Source organism: Pseudomonas laurentiana (assembly GCF_014648275.1).
GTDB lineage: Bacteria > Pseudomonadota > Gammaproteobacteria > Pseudomonadales > Pseudomonadaceae > Aquipseudomonas > Aquipseudomonas laurentiana.
This window is the reverse complement of record NZ_BMQU01000011.1, coordinates 90,031-108,508: the sequence shown is the minus strand read 5'-3', so window position 1 is coordinate 108,508 and position 18,478 is coordinate 90,031. Positions and strand designations below refer to the sequence as shown.

The 18,478-nt window shown below is 58.4% G+C and carries 17 protein-coding genes; 2 read left to right on the top strand and 15 right to left on the bottom strand.

Annotation, left to right across the window (positions count from 1 at the left end; translation table 11 throughout):
• Nucleotides 1-38: 38 nt before the first annotated feature.
• The 15 genes from rnhB to rpsB form a co-directional block, all read right to left on the bottom strand.
• Complete coding sequence (rnhB, locus tag IE038_RS13345) at nt 39-668, bottom strand: ribonuclease HII (protein WP_189395760.1); 630 nt, start codon at nt 666-668, stop codon at nt 39-41.
• On the bottom strand, nt 669-1,796 hold the full coding sequence (gene lpxB, locus IE038_RS13340; protein ID WP_163936666.1) for a lipid-A-disaccharide synthase: 1,128 nt from the start codon (nt 1,794-1,796) through the stop codon (nt 669-671).
• A gap of 2 nt (nt 1,797-1,798) precedes the next feature.
• The gene (lpxA, locus tag IE038_RS13335) at nt 1,799-2,575 is read right to left on the bottom strand and encodes an acyl-ACP--UDP-N-acetylglucosamine O-acyltransferase (RefSeq protein ID WP_189395759.1); all 777 of its coding nucleotides are present in this window, start codon (nt 2,573-2,575) and stop codon (nt 1,799-1,801) included.
• Nucleotides 2,572-3,012 carry a 3-hydroxyacyl-ACP dehydratase FabZ gene (gene fabZ, locus IE038_RS13330; RefSeq protein ID WP_099773725.1) on the bottom strand — a complete coding sequence of 147 codons (441 nt, stop codon included), beginning with the start codon at nt 3,010-3,012 and terminating at the stop codon, nt 2,572-2,574. The genes lpxA and fabZ overlap by 4 nt, the downstream gene beginning before the upstream one ends.
• 111 nt (nt 3,013-3,123) lie before the next feature.
• The gene (gene lpxD, locus IE038_RS13325; protein WP_189395758.1) at nt 3,124-4,179 is read right to left on the bottom strand and encodes a UDP-3-O-(3-hydroxymyristoyl)glucosamine N-acyltransferase; all 1,056 of its coding nucleotides are present in this window, start codon (nt 4,177-4,179) and stop codon (nt 3,124-3,126) included.
• A gap of 1 nt (nt 4,180) precedes the next feature.
• Nucleotides 4,181-4,684, bottom strand: coding sequence for an OmpH/Skp family outer membrane protein (locus IE038_RS13320; RefSeq protein ID WP_099773723.1), 504 nt, complete (start codon nt 4,682-4,684; stop codon nt 4,181-4,183).
• 44 nt (nt 4,685-4,728) lie between these two features.
• Nucleotides 4,729-7,077, bottom strand: coding sequence for an outer membrane protein assembly factor BamA (bamA, locus tag IE038_RS13315; protein ID WP_189395757.1), 2,349 nt, complete (start codon nt 7,075-7,077; stop codon nt 4,729-4,731).
• 74 nt (nt 7,078-7,151) lie between these two features.
• Nucleotides 7,152-8,504, bottom strand: coding sequence for an RIP metalloprotease RseP (gene rseP, locus IE038_RS13310; RefSeq protein WP_163934188.1), 1,353 nt, complete (start codon nt 8,502-8,504; stop codon nt 7,152-7,154).
• 57 nt (nt 8,505-8,561) lie between these two features.
• Nucleotides 8,562-9,752, bottom strand: coding sequence for a 1-deoxy-D-xylulose-5-phosphate reductoisomerase (ispC, locus tag IE038_RS13305; protein WP_163934190.1), 1,191 nt, complete (start codon nt 9,750-9,752; stop codon nt 8,562-8,564).
• A complete protein-coding gene (locus tag IE038_RS13300; RefSeq protein ID WP_163934193.1) occupies nt 9,749-10,564 on the bottom strand; it encodes a phosphatidate cytidylyltransferase in 816 nt (271 codons plus the stop codon). The genes ispC and IE038_RS13300 overlap by 4 nt, the downstream gene beginning before the upstream one ends.
• On the bottom strand, nt 10,564-11,319 hold the full coding sequence (uppS, locus tag IE038_RS13295; RefSeq protein WP_163934198.1) for a polyprenyl diphosphate synthase: 756 nt from the start codon (nt 11,317-11,319) through the stop codon (nt 10,564-10,566). Before uppS ends, IE038_RS13300 begins: the two co-directional genes overlap by 1 nt.
• Before the next feature lie 15 nt (nt 11,320-11,334).
• Nucleotides 11,335-11,892 (bottom strand): ribosome recycling factor, encoded by a 558-nt coding sequence (frr, locus tag IE038_RS13290; protein ID WP_163934201.1) that lies wholly within the window; start codon nt 11,890-11,892, stop codon nt 11,335-11,337.
• Nucleotides 11,889-12,632, bottom strand: coding sequence for a UMP kinase (pyrH, locus tag IE038_RS13285; RefSeq protein WP_099773716.1), 744 nt, complete (start codon nt 12,630-12,632; stop codon nt 11,889-11,891). Before pyrH ends, frr begins: the two co-directional genes overlap by 4 nt.
• A gap of 183 nt (nt 12,633-12,815) precedes the next feature.
• Complete coding sequence (gene tsf, locus IE038_RS13280) at nt 12,816-13,679, bottom strand: translation elongation factor Ts (RefSeq protein ID WP_163934204.1); 864 nt, start codon at nt 13,677-13,679, stop codon at nt 12,816-12,818.
• A gap of 195 nt (nt 13,680-13,874) precedes the next feature.
• Nucleotides 13,875-14,615: a 30S ribosomal protein S2 gene (rpsB, locus tag IE038_RS13275; protein ID WP_099773714.1), complete on the bottom strand. Its 741-nt coding sequence runs from the start codon at nt 14,613-14,615 to the stop codon at nt 13,875-13,877.
• 342 nt (nt 14,616-14,957) lie between these two features.
• On the opposite strand from rpsB, the gene map reads away from it, so the two are divergent.
• Together map and IE038_RS13265 are read left to right on the top strand one after the other, a co-directional pair.
• Entirely contained in the window at nt 14,958-15,740 is a 783-nt protein-coding gene (gene map / locus IE038_RS13270; RefSeq protein WP_163934207.1) for a type I methionyl aminopeptidase, read from the top strand.
• Between the two features lie 28 nt (nt 15,741-15,768).
• The gene (locus tag IE038_RS13265) at nt 15,769-18,468 is read left to right on the top strand and encodes a [protein-PII] uridylyltransferase (RefSeq protein ID WP_163934210.1); all 2,700 of its coding nucleotides are present in this window, start codon (nt 15,769-15,771) and stop codon (nt 18,466-18,468) included.
• The last annotated feature ends 10 nt before the right edge of the window (nt 18,469-18,478 follow it).

Genomic DNA, 18,478 nt, shown 5'->3' with positions numbered 1-18,478 from the left:
CGGTGCAAGGCACTGGCTGAAAATGAATGGTCAAACGGTCAGATACCCGGAAAACCTTCAGCGTGCAGACTACGGGCCTCGAAGGCTGCACGCACCGGCGCGAATGAGCGCCGATGAATGGGGGTCGGCCCCAATCGGGCCAATGCCTCAAGGTGCACGGGCGTTGGGTAGCCCTTGTGCCCGCCAATACCGTAACCGGGGTAGACCTTCTCAAATTCGGCCATCTCGCGGTCACGCGTGACCTTGGCCAGGATCGAGGCTGCGGCAATCGCCGGCACCTGACTATCACCCTTGACCACCGGAGCTGCGGGCACATCAAGTTTGGGGCAGCGATTACCGTCGATCAACGCCAGCTTCGGGGTGATATGCAACCCCTCTACCGCACGCTGCATGGCCAACATGGTGGCGTGCAGGATGTTCAGTTGATCGATCTCTTCGACCTCGGCCCGGGCTATACAAAAACTGAGCGCTTTCTCGCAAATCTCGTCAAAGAGCTTTTCACGACGCGCTTCGGTGAGTTTTTTCGAGTCATTCAGGCCAAGAATCGGCCGTTTCGGGTCCAGGATCACGGCTGCGGTGACCACCGCGCCACACAGCGGCCCGCGACCGACTTCGTCGACACCGGCGACGAGGTCCTCGACCAGGTTGAAGTCCAGTCCCATTTGCATTTATCGGTTTTCCAGCAAGGCAAGCACCGCTTCAGCCGCCTGATTGGAGGCGTCACGGCGCAGCGTACGGTGAATCTGATCGAAGCTGTCGGTCTGCCCACGACCATCGGCAAGCAACGGCGCCAATGTTTCGGCCAATGCCTCGGGCGTCGCAGCATCCTGCAGCAGCTCCGGCACGAGCAGGCGCTGAGCGAGCAGGTTGGGCAGGGAGACGTACGGGCTCTTCACCAGACGTTTGAGAATCCAGTAGGTCAACGGTGCCAAGCGGTAGGCAACCACCATCGGCCGCTTGAACAGCAATGCCTCAAGGGTAGCGGTACCTGAAGCGATCAACACGGCATCACACGCCGCCAGGGCCTGGTGCGACTGACCGTCAAGCAGGGTCACCGGCAAATCACGCCCGACCAGCATCTGCTCAAGCTGTTCACGGCGCAGGGCATTGGCGCAGGGGGAAACGAAGCGCACACCCGGAACCAGTGCTTGCAGGCGTTGCGCGGCATCCAGGAACAACGCACCCAGACGGCCGACTTCACCGCCACGACTACCTGGCATCAAGGCTACCAGCGGCCCATCCGACAACCCTAACTGAGCGCGAGCTGCGTTGCGGTCGCATGTCAGGTCGATGGTATCGGCCAACGGATGACCGACGAAGCGCACCGGAACGCCCTGCTCCTCGTAGAACTTCGCCTCGAAAGGCAGCAGGGTGAGCATCAGGTCGCAACCTTCGCGAATCTTCAATACACGCTTCTGCCGCCAGGCCCAGACCGACGGGCTGACGTAATGCACCGTCTTGATGCCGACCTGACGCAGCTTCAACTCGATATTGAGGGTGAAGTCCGGGGCATCGATACCGATAAACACATCGGGCTTCTCGGCCATCAGCGTCTGGATCAGTGCCTTGCGGCGCTTGAGCAACTCACGCAGGCGCCCAAGCACCTCGACCAGGCCCATGACGGCCAGGCGCTCCATAGGGAAATACGAATCCAGGCCTTCGGCCTGCATCAACGGGCCGCCTACGCCAATGAAGCGGATATCCGGGTGACGGCTCTTCAATGCGCGCATCAGGCCCGCACCCAGGATATCGCCACTGGCCTCACCCGCCACCAGCGCTATACAAAGCTGCGCCATGGTCAGCGAGTGATGCCGCGAGTGGAGTTCTTGATCGACGTGAGGAACAGGTCGACTTCAGGAAATTGACTGGCCGACTCGGCGAGTTCGACGATGGCCTGCTCGACCGTCAGTCCTTGGCGGTAAACCACCTTGTAGGCACGGCGCAGCGCATGAATGGCATCGTCACTGAACCCACGACGACGCATGCCTTCGAAGTTCATGCTGCGTGCTTCAGCGGGGTTGCCAAAGACCGTTACGAATGCCGGTACATCCTTGCCGATTGCGGTACCCATGCCAGAGAAGCTATGAGCGCCAATATGGCAGAACTGATGAACCAGAGTGAATCCGGAGAGGATCGCCCAATCATCAACGTGCACATGGCCGGCCAGCGCGGTGTTGTTAACCAGAATGCAATGGTTGCCAATGACGCTATCGTGGCCGATGTGAGCATAAGCCATGATCAGGTTGTGATCACCCAGTGTCGTCTCCGAGCGGTCCTGTATGGTGCCCCGATGAATGGTCACGCCCTCGCGAATCACGTTGTGATCGCCAATGACCAGGCGGGTAGGTTCACCCTTGTACTTCAGATCAGGGGTGTCTTCGCCAACTGAGGAAAACTGATAAATGCGATTGTGCCGACCGATACGGGTTGGCCCTTTGATGATCACATGCGGACCGACAACGGTCCCCTCCCCGATCTCGACATCTGCGCCGATGATCGACCAGGGGCCGACCTCGACGCCTTCGGCCAACTTGGCCGAAGGGTCGATGATTGCCCGAGGGTCAATCAAACTCATAGTTTACGTTCCGCGCAGATGATTTCGGCCGAACAGACCGGCTTGCCATCCACCGAAGCCTGGCAGTCAAACTTCCAGATCTGGCGCTTGCAGCTGATGAACTTGGCCTCAAGAATCAGCTGGTCACCCGGCAGAACTGGCTGTCGGAAGCGCAGTTTGTCGGAACCCACGAAGTAGTAGAGGGTACCGTCCGCAGGTTTGACGTCGAGCATCTTGAAGCCGAGGATACCAGCTGCCTGAGCCATGGCCTCGATGATCAATACACCGGGCATGATCGGGTGCGCCGGGAAGTGACCATTGAAGAAAGGCTCGTTGATGCTGACATTCTTGTAAGCACGAATGCGCTGAGCCTCTACGTCCAAGTCCACTACCCGGTCCACCAGCAGGAACGGGTAACGGTGAGGCAGGTATTCGCGAATCTCGTTGATGTCCATCATTTCGGGGGGAAGCCTGTAGTAAAGATAGGGAGCGCAAGCATTCGCTTAACGCTCCTTTTGCAAATCAAGGCGGCTATCCAGCAGTTGAGCGCGCCTGATCAGGAAATGGTATCAGCCTTCTGATGAAGCTTTGCCGTCTGAGGTCACGGTGTCGACTCGCTTTTCCACCTGGACGAGACGTTTCGCCATCTCGTCCAACTGCCGAATTCGCGCCGCGCTCTTGCGCCACTCTGCCAACGGCTGCATGGCCGTACCGGAAGAATAGGCACCCGGCTCAGTGATTGAGCGAGTAACCATCGTCATACCGGAAACGAACACACCATCACAGACATCGATATGGCCGACCATCCCGACGCCACCTGCGATCGTGCAATGCTTACCGATCTTGGTGCTACCGGAGATTCCGACGCAAGCGGCCATGGCCGTGTGATCGCCGATCTGAACGTTATGTGCAATCTGGATCTGGTTGTCGAGTTTGACACCATTACCAATGCAGGTATCAGCCAAGGCACCCCGATCGATAGCGGTGTTGACACCGATTTCGACATCATCACCGATCGTCACACCGCCAATCTGAGCGATTTTCTGCCAGACACCCTTTTCGTTGGCAAAACCGAAACCTTCGCCACCCAACACGGCACCGGACTGAATCACAACGCGCTTACCAATCCTGACGTCGTGATACAGGGTCACCTTGGGCGCCAACCAGCCACCCTCGCCGATCACACAACGGGCACCGATAAAGCACTGCGCGCCAACCGTTACACCAGGACCGATCCGGGCACCGCTCTCGATGACAGCAAAGGCACCGATACTGGCGCTGGCGTCGATCTGGGCATCCGCAGCCACCACGGCGCTGGGATGAACTCCCGCCACAGCCTTTGGTTTGGGATCGAACAAGTGGGAAATGCGCGCATACGCAAGATAGGGATCAGGCACGATCAACGCATGACCGGCAAAACCTTCGGCATCGCTCGGCTTGAGCAATACCGCAGCGGCAGTGCTCTCGCCCAGATACTTGCGGTACTGAGGGTTGGCCAGAAAGCTCAATTGGCCCGGACCTGCATCCTGCAAGGTTGCCAGGCCGACGATTTCAAGCTCAGCAGGGCCACTGAGCGTCGCCCCGAGAAACTCTGCCAGTTGCCCCAGTTTCATACTGAACGTCATATCAGCGAGACTGATTCATGCGCTCGATCACTTGGCGGGTGATGTCGTACTGAGGTTTGACATCGATCACCGCACCGCGCTCAAGCACCAGGTCGAAAGCACCTTTCTTGATGACTTCCTCAACAGCACCGTCCAGCTTCGGCTTCAATTGCTTGAGCATGTCACGGTCAGCGACTGCCTTGGCCTCATTCAGCTCCTTGGACTGGAACTGGAAGTCACGTGCTTTCTGCTTGAACTCGAGCTCCAGGCGTTCACGCTCACCCTGAGGCATCTTGTCGCCACCTTTGACCAGGCGATCCTGAATACCCTTGGCGCTGCTTTCCAGGTTTTTCAGCTTGGTCAACTGAGGACCGAATTTTTTCTCGGCATCAACGGCATACTTCTTCGCCGCATCCGACTCCAGCAGTGCCATCTGATAGTTCAGCACGGCAATTTTCATTTCGGCGAATGCCGGGGTCGCAACCAGAGCAGCGGCCAGAACAGCCAGTTGGGTCAACTTACGCACGATGCACTCCTACAGAATCCGTTGTCGTTACAAGGATCAGACCCTTAGAAGGTCTGGCCCAGAGAGAATTGGAACACCTGGGTATCGGCGCTGCTCGGCTCTTTGACCGGCATTGCCAGGCTGAAGCTCAGCGGGCCAAGCGCCGTGATCCAGGTCACGCCCAAACCAACGGAACTGGCCAGCCCGGAAAGGCCAACCTTTTCACAGTCCGGTTGAGAACCGCATTGAGTGTCGAAGACGTTACCCACATCCCAGAAAACCGAGGTGCGCAAGGAACGCTGATCCTTGACGAACGGTAGCGGGAACAGCAACTCGACACCACCCTGAACGAGGACGTTACCACCGAACGGCAGGGGATTCTGATCCGGGTCACGAATGGTGCCTGGGTTCTTGCCGGTGCTCGGGGTACTGCGCGGGCCAAGACTGCTGTCCTTGAAGCCACGAACCGAGTTGAAGCCACCTGCGTAGTAGTTCTCGTAGAACGGCAGCCCATTGGTAGAGCCAAAACCGTCGCCATAACCGAGTTCGGTGTGCATACGCAGGGTATAGTCGTTGGTAATCGGCTTGAACACCTGGCCACGGTAGTCCAGCTTGAAGAACGACAGGTCGCTACCTGGCGTAGTCGCTTCCAGCACCAGGCTTTGCGAGTGACCACGGGTGGCCAGCACGCCCTTGTTCAGGGTCGACTCGGACCAACCTGCGGAGGCTTTGAAGTTCAGGTACTTGTCACCCTCTTGTTTGACGAAATCGAAGATCTCGTCAACGGTGTAACGACCGGTCTTGATCTGATCCTGCTGCGCGGTCAAACCAAAGGTCAGGCGCGACGTTTCGCTAATTGGGTAACCAACGCTGACACCCGCACCGAGGCTGTCTACGGCATAGCTGGCAACGTCGACATCCAGGTCCTTGTAGTCAGTGGTGCGGTAAAAGGCGTTGTAGCCCAGGCTAACACCATCCGCGGTCCAGTAAGGGTCGACGAAGCTGAAGTTGTAACGGCTCTGGTACTGGCTACGGGTCAAGCCAATGGAGACCTTGTTACCGGTACCCAGAAAGTTGCTTTGGCTGATCGAACCACCGAGGATCAGGCCCGCACTTTGGGCAAAACCAACGCTCGCAGTGATCGAACCGGAAGCCTGCTCTTCCACGCTGTAGTTGACGTCTACCTGGTCATCGGTACCTGGCACGGCAGGCGTTTCGACGTTGACTTCCTTAAAGAAGCCCAGGCGCTCCAGACGGGTCTTGGACTGATCGATCAGGTAGGTGGATGCCCACCCGCCTTCCATCTGGCGCATTTCACGGCGCAACACTTCGTCCTCGGACTTGGTATTACCGCGGAAGTTAATGCGGTTGACGTAAGCACGCTTGCCCGGATCGACTACAAAGGTGATATCGACAGTCTTGTCATCGTCGTGCGGTTGCGGCACACCGTTGACGTTGGCGAACGTGTAGCCTTCGTTACCCAGGCGACGGGTAATCAGCTCGGAGGTAGTGGTCATGACCTTGCGCGAGAACACTTGCCCAGGCTGCACCAGCAACAGTGCCTTGACCTGGTCTTCCGGTACTTTCAGGTCGCCGGATAGCTTGACGTCACGAACGGTGTATTTCTCACCTTCGTTGACGTTCACGGTGATATAGACGTGCTTCTTGTCCGGGGTGATGGATACCTGGGTGGAGGCGATATCCATGTTGATGTAGCCGCGGTCCAGGTAGTAGGAGCGCAAACGTTCCAGGTCACCGGAGAGTTTTTCACGAGCATACTTGTCATCGTTCTTGAAGAACGACAGCCAGTTGGTGGTCTTGAGCTCGAACAGACCTGCCAGCTCTTCATCGGAGAAGACGGTATTACCGACCACGTTGATGTGCTGGATCGCTGCAACGGTGCCTTCGTTGATCTTGATTTTCAGCGCTACGCGGTTACGCGGCTGCGGTACGACCTCAGTATCGACCTCGGCCGAGTAACGACCCTGGGCAACGTACTGACGCTGCAACTCGTTACGCACGCCCTCAAGGGTTGCGCGCTGGAAAATTTCACCTTCGGACAGCCCGGACTGTTTCAAGCCCTTGAGCAGATCCTCAGTGCTGATGGCCTTGTTACCGTCGATCTCGATACTCGCAACCGAAGGACGCTCGACCACATTGATGATCAGAACGTTGCCTTCACGCCCCAGTTGGATGTCCTGAAAGAAGCCGGTTTTGAACAGCGCACGGGTGGACTCCACCAGGCGGCGGTCATCGGCGTCGTCACCGACATTCAGCGGCAATGCGCCAAATACACTGCCCGCGGAAACCCGCTGCAGGCCATTGATACGAATATCGGAGATGGTGAAGGACTCGGCGTGAACTTCAGCGATCATCAGTACGGCGAGAACCGCAGTTAGCAGCAGACGTTTCATGAAGTCCTTTCTTATTCCAACTGGCAATAAACGACCCTCCGCGAAAGACGGCGGGTTCGCAATTGAGCGAAGCGTTACAGACGACCCAAATCGTTGATCAAGGCGAGCAACATCACCCCGACTACCAAACTGATACCGATCTGGATTCCCCAACCTTGCACCCGATCAGAGAGCGGGCGACCACGCGCCCATTCGATCAGGTAAAACAGCAAATGCCCCCCATCCAACACTGGAATAGGCAGCAAATTCAGAACCCCCAGGCTAATGCTCAGGTAGGCGAGGAAATTAAGGAAATCCCCAACACCGGACTGGGCTGAAGCGCCCGCCACTTTAGCAATGGTTATCGGTCCGCTCAAGTTTTTTACCGAGAGCTCGCCGAACAGCATTTTCTTGAGCGAATCCAGGGTCAGGACACTCATGTTCCACGTGCGCGAGAGCCCTTCGCCGACGGCTGCAAGCGGCCCGTAGCGCACCTCGCGCAGCATGCTAGGTGGCCATTCGACAGCTTTGACACCTGCACCAAGATAGCCACTGGCAGCCTTACCCTCACCACGGGTCGCCAGGTTCACCGGCAGCTCCAGGGTGGCACCATCTCGCTCAACACTCAGCGTGACGCGGCCGCCGGCACGACTGCGCACCTTGTCGACCACCTGCTGCCACTCACTCACCACCTGCCCATCAAGCGCAAGAAGACGATCACCCGCTTTCAGACCGGCAGCCTGAGCAGGACCTTTAGGGTCAAGTTCGGCCAACACGGGCGGCAAGGCAGGACGCCATGGCCGAATCCCCAACGAGCGGATCGGGTCCGGCTCATCAGCCCCCTTCAGCCACTTGTCGAGTTTGAGCACATGGATGCTGTCAACAGTGCCCCCCTCTTCCCTGACTGTCACCTGCAGCGAACCGGTCTCACCCAGGCGGCGAATCAACTGCAGATTGACCGCAGCCCAACCGTTGATCGGCTCACCGTCTACTGCAATGACTTCCTGACCCGCCGCCAGACCGGCAACCGCAGCAATGCTATCGGCCTCGACTGCGCCAATGACCGGGCGCACCTGCTGACTGCCAAGCATGGCCAACACCCAGAAAAACAGGATAGCGAGCAGAAAGTTGGCAACAGGACCGGCCGCGACGATAGCAATACGCTGGCGTACCGACTTACGATTGAAAGACTGATCGAGCTGATCGGGCGGCACCTCGCCCTCTCGTTCATCAAGCATCTTGACGTAGCCACCCAACGGGATAGCCGCGACTACAAACTCAGTACCATGCCGATCATGCCAACGAAGCAGTGGCAGGCCGAAACCCACAGAAAAACGCAGGACCTTGACGCCGCAGCGGCGCGCCACCCAGAAGTGACCGAACTCGTGAAAGGTGACCAGCACACCCAATGCAACCAGGGTGCCGATAATCATGTAGAGCGCACTCATGTCTCTCTCCGAATGACGTTCATCGGACGTTGACGCCGCGCCATGAAGCGCGACGTATCAGCGTCCGTGACGACTCAACCACTGTTCTGCCAGAAGGCGCGCCTGGCGATCAGCTGTAAACACGGCATCAAGCGTATCTACCGCAACCACTGGCTCACGATCGAGTACATGCTCGATCATACTCGCGATCTCAGGGAAACGGATGCGCCGCTCAAGAAATGCGGCCACTGCCACTTCATTAGCGGCGTTGAGCAGTGCCGGAGCACTGCCCCCTGCGTCAGCAGCCTCACGCGACAACCGCAGACAAGGGAAGCGCTGCTCATCCGGCGCCTGGAAGTCCAATCGGGCAATGGCAAACAGATCCAGCGGCGCAACACCGGAATCAATACGCTCGGGCCAGGCCAGCGCATTGGCGATCGGCGTACGCATATCGGGATTACCCAACTGCGCCAGCACCGAGCCATCGACATAATCAACCAGCGAATGGATGACGCTTTGCGGATGAACCACCACTTCAATCTGAGCTGGCCGCGCATCGAACAACCAACAGGCCTCGATCAACTCCAACCCTTTGTTCATCATGCTCGCCGAATCGACAGAGATTTTTCGCCCCATCGACCAGTTCGGGTGCGCGCACGCCTGTTCCGGTGTAACAGCAGCCAATTCACTTTGCGGGGTTTGCCTGAACGGGCCACCGGATGCGGTCAACAGAATTCGCCGCACGCCGACCTGAGGCAAACCACGGGAAAAATCACCCGGCAGGCATTGGAAGATCGCATTATGCTCGCTATCAATCGGCAGAAGCACTGCGCCACTACGGCGCACAGCCTGCATGAAGAGTGCGCCGGACATGACCAGCGCCTCCTTGTTTGCGAGCAGCACTTTTTTGCCAGCCTCGACAGCCGCCAGGGTCGGACGCAACCCCGCTGCTCCGACGATGGCGGCCATGACAGCATCCACCTCAGGGGCAGCGGCAACCTGGCACAACCCCGCCTCGCCGACCAGCACCTCGGTAGCTGAACCAGCAGCACGCAGATCGGCGCGCAACTGCTGCGCCGCCTCGGCACTGGGCACCACGGCATAGGATGGCGAGTGACGAACGCACAACGCCAGTAACTCGCTCAAGCGCGAGTAGCCGCTCAGCGCGAACACCTGGTAGCGCTCAGGATGACGAGCAATTACATCAAGCGTACTCAGACCAATGGAGCCAGTGGCCCCAAGCACGGTAATTCGTTGCAAGCCGCTCACATCGCGCCCCAGTTAGCTGCCCAGAGCAGCACAGCAAATAGCGGAATGGCAGCTGTCAGGCTATCAATACGGTCCAGCACACCGCCGTGACCCGGCAACAGGTTGCTGCTGTCCTTGAGCCCGGCACGGCGCTTGAACATGCTCTCGGTCAGGTCGCCCACAACCGAAACCGCCACGACCAACGCAGCGCCCAGCAGCCCCAGCAGCAGTTCAGCGACAGACCAACCGCGATTCACCCCGACCGCCGCAGTGATGGCCAAACTCAACGCTACGCCGCCATACACCCCTTCCCAGCTCTTGCCTGGGCTGACTTGCGGCGCCAGTTTGCGCTTGCCAAAGGCCTTGCCGGAGAAATAAGCGCCAATATCGGCAGCCCAGACCAGCACCATGACCGACATGATCAACCCGTTACCGAGCGGCCAGTGCTTGAGCAGGATCAACCCCTGCCATGCAGGCAGGAGGATCAACAGGCCAATGAGCAACTTGCAGGCCGCACTGGCCCACAGCTCACTGCTGGCCGGATAGGTCAACACCAACCAGGTCGCTACCCCCCACCACAGCACCGATGCACCAAGTACCCAAGGCGCCAGATCCGGCATCAGGTGAAGCAGCATCAACAAACCCGCCACCACGGCGGCATAGGTAATGCGCAACGACTGAGCAACCAGGCCCGACAAACGCGCCCACTCCCAAGCCCCAAGGGTGACAATTGCACCAATGAACAAGGCAAAATCCCCGCCATCGAGCAGGAAGAAACCACCCAGAGCGATCGGCAACAGGATCAGCGCAGTGATGATGCGTTGTTTAAGCATTAAGCACGGGCTCCAGCTTCGACCTGCTCGCTGGTTTTACCAAAGCGGCGCTGGCGCGAAGCGAAATCGGCCAGCGCCTGGCGCATGGCTTCGTGTTTGAAGTCCGGCCAGAACAGGTCGGAGAAATACAGCTCGGAATACGCCAGCTGCCACAACAAGAAGTTGCTGATGCGGTGCTCGCCACCCGTGCGGATACACAGATCAGGCAACGGCAGATCACCGGTAGCCAGGCAAGGCTGCAGCAGCTCGGGCGTGATGTCTTCCGGGCGCAAGTGCCCCGCTTGAACTTCCCGCGCCAAGCGCTGGGCTGCCTGAGCGATATCCCACTGACCACCGTAGTTGGCAGCGATCTGCAGGATAAAGCGACCACTGCCCGCCGTCAGCGCTTCAGCTTCACGCATGGCAGCCTGCAGCTCCGGATGAAAACGCGAGCGATCACCAATGATCCGGAGACTGATCTTGTTTTCGTTCAGGCGCTTGGCCTCCCGGCGCAAGGCTGAGAAGAACAGCTCCATCAGCGCACCGACCTCTTCTGCCGGCCGCTGCCAGTTTTCACTGGAGAACGCGAACAGGGTCAGCACCTCGACCTTGGCTTCGGCGCACACCTCGATCACAGCACGAACGGCATCAACACCCGCCTTGTGCCCGGCAACGCCGGGCAGCAGACGTTTCTTCGCCCAGCGATTGTTTCCGTCCATGATGATCGCGACATGGCGCGGTACCGACGGGGACACACCCTGCTTGCTCTTTTCCATGAAAAAGTCCCGGCCTCAAACAGCCATCAGATCCTTTTCCTTGGCTTCCAGGGCCTTGTCCACCTCTGCGACAAACTTGTCGGTCAGCTTCTGCAGCTCGTCAGCAGCACGACGCTCTTCGTCTTCGCTGATCTCCTTGTCCTTGGACAGTTTCTTCAGGTCGGCCAGGGCATCGCGACGCACGTTGCGCACGGCAACCTTGGCGTCTTCAGCAACACCGCGCGCCTGCTTGGTGTAGCCCTTACGGGTTTCTTCGGTCAGAGCAGGCATTGGCACACGGATGGTGGTGCCGGCGCTGCTTGGGTTCAGACCCAGATCAGAGGTCATGATCGCTTTTTCAATAGCTGCGATCAGCGTCTTGTCGTGCGCAACGATTTTCAGGGTACGTGCATCTTCCACGCTGATACCGGCAACCTGATTCAATGGCATATCGCTGCCGTAGGCCGGCACCTTGACGCTATCGAGAATGCTTGGGTGCGCACGGCCAGTACGAATGGAGGCCAGGTTACGAGCCAGCGACTCCAGGGACTTGCCCATACGGCCTTCAGCGTCTTTCTTGATTTCGTTGATCATTCTTCGCCTTCCTCGATCAGAGTTCCTTCAGCGCCGCCCACTACGATATTCAGCAGAGCGCCAGGCTTGTTCATGTTAAATACCCGCAATGGCATCTTGTGGTCACGGCACAGGCAAATTGCGGTGAGGTCCATCACGCCGAGCTTGCGGTCCAGCACTTCATCGTACGTCAGACGGTCAAACTTCTCAGCATGCGGATCCTTGAATGGATCGGCAGTGTACACGCCATCGACCTTGGTCGCCTTCAATACCACATCGGCATCGATTTCGATGGCACGCAGGCACGCGGCCGAGTCGGTGGTAAAGAACGGGTTACCGGTACCGGCAGCAAAGATCACGACATCGCCGGAGTTGAGATGACGAACACCTTTGCGGCGGTCGTAGTGATCGGTTACACCGACCATGGAGATAGCCGACATGACGATTGCCGGGATGTTCGAGCGCTCAAGCGCATCACGCATGGCCAGGGCGTTCATCACGGTAGCCAGCATACCCATGTGGTCGCCAGTGACGCGATCCATGCCCGCAGCACTCAGCGCGGCGCCGCGGAACAGGTTGCCGCCGCCAATGACCAGACCAACCTGAACACCGATGCCAACCAACTGGCCGACTTCAAGGGCCATGCGATCCAGGACTTTCGGGTCGATACCGAACTCTTCCGAGCCCATCAGGGCCTCGCCGCTAAGTTTGAGCAAAATGCGTTTATAGCGAGGTTGACGACCACTCACCTGCTGAGCCATTGCGAATCTCTCCTGCGGCGTTTGTATAAAATTCTGAGCGGGCTGTTTTCAGCCTGCGCTAACTCTAGCGTGGCGCTGCTACAGCGCCTGCGGGAAAAGGTCTCGTAAACCACCCCCGCTTTGACAAAGAGGCTGCGCGCGTAAGCGGGCAGCCTCTTTGGGGCAGACAGATGTGAGTCTGTCTTATTGCTTGGCAGCAGCCAGTTGAGCAGCAACTTCTTCAGCGAAGTTGTCAACTGGCTTCTCGATGCCTTCGCCGACCTTGAAGTAGGTGAAGGAAACGATTTCAGCGCCAGCTTTCTTGGCCAGAGCACCAACGGTGACTTCTGGGTTCATTACGAAGGCTTGCTCAACCAGGCTGGCTTCAGCCAGGAACTTGGTGATACGACCAGCAATCATCTTCTCGACGATTTCAGCTGGCTTGCCTTTCATCTTGTCTTCGTTGAGGGTCAGGAAGACATTCTTCTCACGCTCGATGGCCTCAGGAGAAACCTGCGATGGCAGCAGGAACTCAGGGTTGCTGGCAGCAACGTGCATGGCGATTTCTTTGGCCAGTTGGACGTCACCGCCCTTCAGGACAACAGCGACACCGATCTTGTTGCCGTGCAGGTAGGTACCAACAACGTCACCCTCAACGCGCACCAGGCGACGGATGTTGACGTTTTCGCCGCACTTGGCAACCAGCGCTTCACGAGCAGCTTCACGCGAAGCGATCAGCGGAGCGGCATCGGTCAGCTTCTCGGCGAAAGCCTGTTCCACGCTTTCGGCAACGAAGTTTTTGAAGTCGTCTTGCAGAGCCAGGAAGTCGGTCTGCGAGTTCACTTCCAGCAGGACGGCAGACTTGTCGTCAGCCTTGATGGCGATAGCGCCTTCAGCGGCAACGTTGCCAGCCTTCTTGGCAGCCTTGATGGCGCCCGAAGCACGCATGTCATCAATGGCTTTTTCGATGTCGCCGCCAGCCTTTTCAAGGGCTTTCTTGCAGTCCATCATGCCTTCGCCAGTACGCTCGCGCAGTTCTTTTACCAGCGCCGCAGTAATTGCTGCCATTTCAAAATCCTCTTGGATAGGTTTTCAACCATTCCACCCGATCGGAACGGGCGTTCAATTCTGTAGAAATCCACTGCCAGCTGCACACGCAGATAAAGATGATGCAACGACAATGCTGACAAGTGGATTTCAAGGTGGCAAAAAGGGGGCCTAGCCCCCTTTTTGCGCACTGAGTCAACGCAAAGCGTTACCGACTCAGCCCTCTACCGAAGCAGCTGGAGCGTCTTGGACGTACTCTTCGGTACCGCCAGCGACGTTGTTGCGGCCACGGATAACGGCGTCTGCCATGGAAGCCATGTACAGCTCGATGGCGCGGATGGCGTCGTCGTTACCTGGGATGATGTAGTCAACACCTTCTGGGCTGCTGTTGGTATCGACAACGCCGATAACCGGGATGCCCAGCTTGTTGGCTTCAGTGATCGCGATGCGCTCGTGATCAACGTCGATGACGAACAGTGCATCAGGCAGGCCGCCCATGTCCTTGATACCGCCCAGGCTGCGATCCAGTTTTTCCAGATCACGGGAGCGCATCAGGGCTTCTTTCTTGGTCAGCTTGGTGAAAGTGCCGTCTTCAGCCTGAGTTTCCAGCTCGCGCAGGCGCTTGATGGAAGCACGGATGGTTTTGTAGTTGGTCAGCATGCCGCCCAACCAGCGGTGATCGACGTACGGCGAACCGCAACGAGCTGCTTGTTCAGCAACGATCTTGCCAGCGGAACGCTTGGTGCCGACGAACAGAATCTTGTTTTTGCCCTGAGCCAGGCGCTCAACGAAAGTCAGCGCTTCGTTGAACATTGGCAGGGTTTTTTCAAGGTTGATGATGTGAATCTTGTTGCGCGCGCCGAAAATGTATTTACCCATTTTCGGATTCCAGTAACGGGTTTGGTGACCGAAGTGCACACCGGCCTTCAGCATATCGCGCATGTTGACTTGGGACATGATAGTTCCTTGATAAGTCGGGTTGGGCCTCCACGCATCCCAATGACCAACCAGCGATCCGAAGATCGAGGCACCCAGGCCATCGTGTCGACACGTGTGTGGGTTAATGCTTTCGGGGCTATCCCCGGAAAGCGGCGCATTTTATACCACAGAAGCGCGCCCAGCGAAACCCGAAATACCAACGCAACCGGGCGACTTTTGCACCGAGGGCGTAACCACGCCATTATGCGCCCCTATATAGAGGTAGCAAGCACGCCAGCGACGCCTGCTCGGCACATCGCTCTGTTAGAATCCTGACTTTATCCGTTTATTCGCGCGGCACCGCGCTGTAGAGAGCCTGCAATGACCGTCACCATCAAAACCGCCGAAGACATCGAAAAGATGCGCATCGCCGGCCGTCTGGCCGCCGACGTCCTGGAGATGATCGAAGAGTACGTCAAACCCGGCGTGACCACCGAAGAGCTGGATCGTATCTGCCACGACTACATCGTCAATGTCCAACAGGCCATCCCTGCACCGCTCAACTACAAGGGCTACCCGAAGTCGATCTGTACGTCGATCAACCACGTGGTCTGCCACGGCATCCCGAATGAGAAGCCGCTGAAGGATGGCGACACCCTGAACATCGACGTCACCGTCATCAAGGACGGCTACCATGGCGATACCAGCCGCATGTTCCACGTCGGCACCGTGCCGGTCTGGGCCGAGCGGCTGTCCAAGGTCACCCAGGAATGCATGTACAAGGCCATCGAACTGGTCAAGCCTGGCTGCCGCCTGGGTGACATCGGCGAAGTGATCCAGAAGCATGCCGAAAAGAACGGCTTCTCGGTGGTTCGCGAGTTCTGCGGCCACGGTATCGGCAAAGTGTTCCATGAAGAGCCACAGATCCTGCACTATGGTCGTGCCGGCACTGGCATGGAGCTCAAGGAAGGCATGACCTTCACCATCGAGCCGATGATCAATCAGGGCCGTGCCGACACCAAGGTGCTGGGCGACGGCTGGACGGCCATCACCAAGGATCGCAAGCTCTCTGCGCAGTGGGAACATACCTTGGTCGTGACGGCCACCGGGTATGAGATCTTCACGTTGCGCAAAGACGACACCATCCCCCGCACTTCGGCCTGAACCCGCCCTACTGTAGGAACTTGATTCGATGCCCCAGGTGGATCCCGAGCTGTTCGACCGCGGTCAGTTCCAGGCGGAACTGGCCCTCAAGGCAAGCCCCATCGCCGCCTTCAAGAAGGCCATCCGCCAGGCCCGCGAAGTGCTCGACCAGCGCTTTCGCGATGGCCGCGAGATCCGCCGGCTGATCGAAGACCGCGCCTGGTTCGTCGACAATATCCTGCAACAGGCCTGGAACCACTTTGAATGGAGTGACCGGGCCGATATCGCCCTGGTTGCGGTTGGCGGCTATGGCCGTGGCGAGCTGCACCCTTACTCGGACATCGACCTGCTGATTCTGCTCGACAGCGCCGACCACGAGGTGTTCCGCGACTCGATTGAGCGCTTCCTTACGCTGCTGTGGGATATTGGCCTTGAAGTTGGCCAGAGTGTGCGCTCGGTCGACGAATGCGCCGAACAGGCCCGCGCCGACCTGACGGTGATTACCAACCTGATGGAAAGCCGCACCATTGCGGGCCCCGAACGCCTGCGTCAGCGCATGCTCGACGTCACCAGCACGGCGCACATGTGGCCAAGCCGGGAGTTCTTCCTGGCCAAGCGCGCCGAGCAGAAAGCCCGGCACCACAAATACAACGACACCGAATACAACCTGGAGCCCAATGTCAAAGGCTCCCCTGGCGGCCTGCGCGACATCCAGACCATTCTCTGGGTTGCGCGCCGCCAGTATGGCACGCTCAACCTGCACGCCCTGGCAGATGAAGGCTTCCTGCTGGAGAGTGAAAACGAGCTGTTGGCCGCCTCCCAGGAGTTCCTCTGGAAGGTCCGCTACGCCCTGCACATGCTCGCCGGGCGCGCCGAAGACCGCCTGCTGTTCGACCACCAACGCAGCATTGCTGCACTGCTGGGTTTCACCGACGAAAACCCCAAGCGCGCCATCGAACAGTTCATGCAGCAGTATTACCGGGTGGTCATGAGCATCGCCGAGCTGAGCGATCTGATCATCCAGCACTTCGAGGAAGTGATCCTCGCCGATGACAGCTGCAGCAGCACCCAGCCACTGAACGCGCGCTTCCAGTTGCATGACGGCTACATCGAAGCCGTGCGCCCGAATGTGTTCAAGCGCACACCGTTCGCCATGCTGGAAATTTTCGTGCTGATGGCCCAGCACCCGGAGATCAAGGGCGTACGCGCCGACACCATCCGTTTGCTGCGCCAGCATCGCCACCTGATCGATAGCGAGTTCCGCCACGACATCCGTAACACCAGCCTGTTCATCGAACTGTTCAAGTGCGAGATCGGTATCCACCGCAACCTGCGTCGCATGAACCGCTACGGCATCCTCGGCCGTTATCTGCCAGAGTTCGGCTTGATCGTTGGCCAGATGCAGCACGACCTGTTTCACATCTACACGGTCGACGCTCATACACTGAACCTGATCAAGCACCTGCGAAAACTGCAGTACACGCCTGTATCGGAAAAATTCCCGCTGGCCAGCAAGCTCATGGGCCGCTTGCCCAAGCCTGAGTTGATCTACATGGCCGGGCTGTACCACGACATCGGCAAAGGCCGTAAAGGCGACCACTCCGAGATCGGCGCCATTGATGCAGCCAGCTTCTGCAAGCGCCATCAGCTACCGGTCTGGGACAGTCGTTTGATCGTCTGGCTGGTGCAGAACCACTTGGTGATGTCCACCACGGCCCAGCGAAAAGACCTCTCCGACCCGCAAGTGATCTACGACTTTGCCCAGCTGGTGCGCGACGAGGTTCACCTGGACTACCTCTACGTACTGACCGTGGCCGACATCAATGCCACCAACCCGAGCCTGTGGAACTCATGGCGGGCCAGCCTGCTGCGCCAACTCTACACCGAGACCAAGCGTGCCTTGCGCCGGGGCCTTGAAAACCCGCTGGACCGCGAGGAACAGATCCGCCAGACACAGAGCGCCGCGCTGGACATCCTGGTGCGAGAGGGCACGGACCCGGATGACGTCGAGCAACTCTGGTCACAACTGGGCGACGACTATTTCCTGCGCCACACCGCAGCCGACGTGGCCTGGCACAGTGATGCGATCCTGCAGCAACCCGCGGATGGCGGGCCGCTGGTATTGATCAAGGAAACCACACAACGCGAGTTCGAGGGCGGCACCCAGATCTTCATCTATGCCCCCGACCAACATGACTTCTTCGCCGTGACCGTGGCGGCCATGGACCAGCTCAACCTGAACATCCATGACGCACGGATCATCACTTCCAGCAGCCAGTTCACACTCGACACCTACATTGTGCTCGACAACGACGGCGGTGCGATTGGCGACAATCCAAAGCGGGTCAAGCAGATCCGCGACGGCTTGACTGAAGCACTGCGCAACCCGGATGACTACCCGACCATCATCCAGCGCCGAGTACCGCGCCAACTCAAGCATTTCAACTTTGCCCCGCAGGTGACCATTCACAACGATGCCCAGCGCCCGGTCACCGTACTTGAGCTGAACGCCCCTGACCGCCCGGGCCTACTGGCACGGATCGGCCTCATCTTCCTGCAGTTCGACCTGTCGCTGCAGAACGCCAAGATCGCCACATTGGGCGAGCGCGTAGAAGATGTGTTCTTCATTACCGATGCGAACAACCAGCCACTCTCCGACCCACAACTGTGCAGCCGCCTGCAGGATGCGATCGTGCAACAGTTGCAGGCCGACCAGGCCGGTGTCGAAATGTCCCGCTTGACCATTTAACGTTTGACGA

Coding starts and splice junctions, on each gene's coding strand:
- fabZ (WP_099773725.1), bottom strand. CDS start 3,012: ATGATGGACATCAACGAGATTCGCGAATACCTGCCTCACCGTTACCCG.
- rpsB (WP_099773714.1), bottom strand. CDS start 14,615: ATGTCCCAAGTCAACATGCGCGATATGCTGAAGGCCGGTGTGCACTTC.
- frr (WP_163934201.1), bottom strand. CDS start 11,892: ATGATCAACGAAATCAAGAAAGACGCTGAAGGCCGTATGGGCAAGTCC.
- tsf (WP_163934204.1), bottom strand. CDS start 13,679: ATGGCAGCAATTACTGCGGCGCTGGTAAAAGAACTGCGCGAGCGTACT.
- rseP (WP_163934188.1), bottom strand. CDS start 8,504: ATGAGTGCGCTCTACATGATTATCGGCACCCTGGTTGCATTGGGTGTG.
- rnhB (WP_189395760.1), bottom strand. CDS start 668: ATGCAAATGGGACTGGACTTCAACCTGGTCGAGGACCTCGTCGCCGGT.
- lpxA (WP_189395759.1), bottom strand. CDS start 2,575: ATGAGTTTGATTGACCCTCGGGCAATCATCGACCCTTCGGCCAAGTTG.
- uppS (WP_163934198.1), bottom strand. CDS start 11,319: ATGGAAAAGAGCAAGCAGGGTGTGTCCCCGTCGGTACCGCGCCATGTC.
- IE038_RS13300 (WP_163934193.1), bottom strand. CDS start 10,564: ATGCTTAAACAACGCATCATCACTGCGCTGATCCTGTTGCCGATCGCT.
- IE038_RS13265 (WP_163934210.1), top strand. CDS start 15,769: ATGCCCCAGGTGGATCCCGAGCTGTTCGACCGCGGTCAGTTCCAGGCG.
- pyrH (WP_099773716.1), bottom strand. CDS start 12,632: ATGGCTCAGCAGGTGAGTGGTCGTCAACCTCGCTATAAACGCATTTTG.
- lpxD (WP_189395758.1), bottom strand. CDS start 4,179: ATGACGTTCAGTATGAAACTGGGGCAACTGGCAGAGTTTCTCGGGGCG.
- bamA (WP_189395757.1), bottom strand. CDS start 7,077: ATGAAACGTCTGCTGCTAACTGCGGTTCTCGCCGTACTGATGATCGCT.
- lpxB (WP_163936666.1), bottom strand. CDS start 1,796: ATGGCGCAGCTTTGTATAGCGCTGGTGGCGGGTGAGGCCAGTGGCGAT.
- map (WP_163934207.1), top strand. CDS start 14,958: ATGACCGTCACCATCAAAACCGCCGAAGACATCGAAAAGATGCGCATC.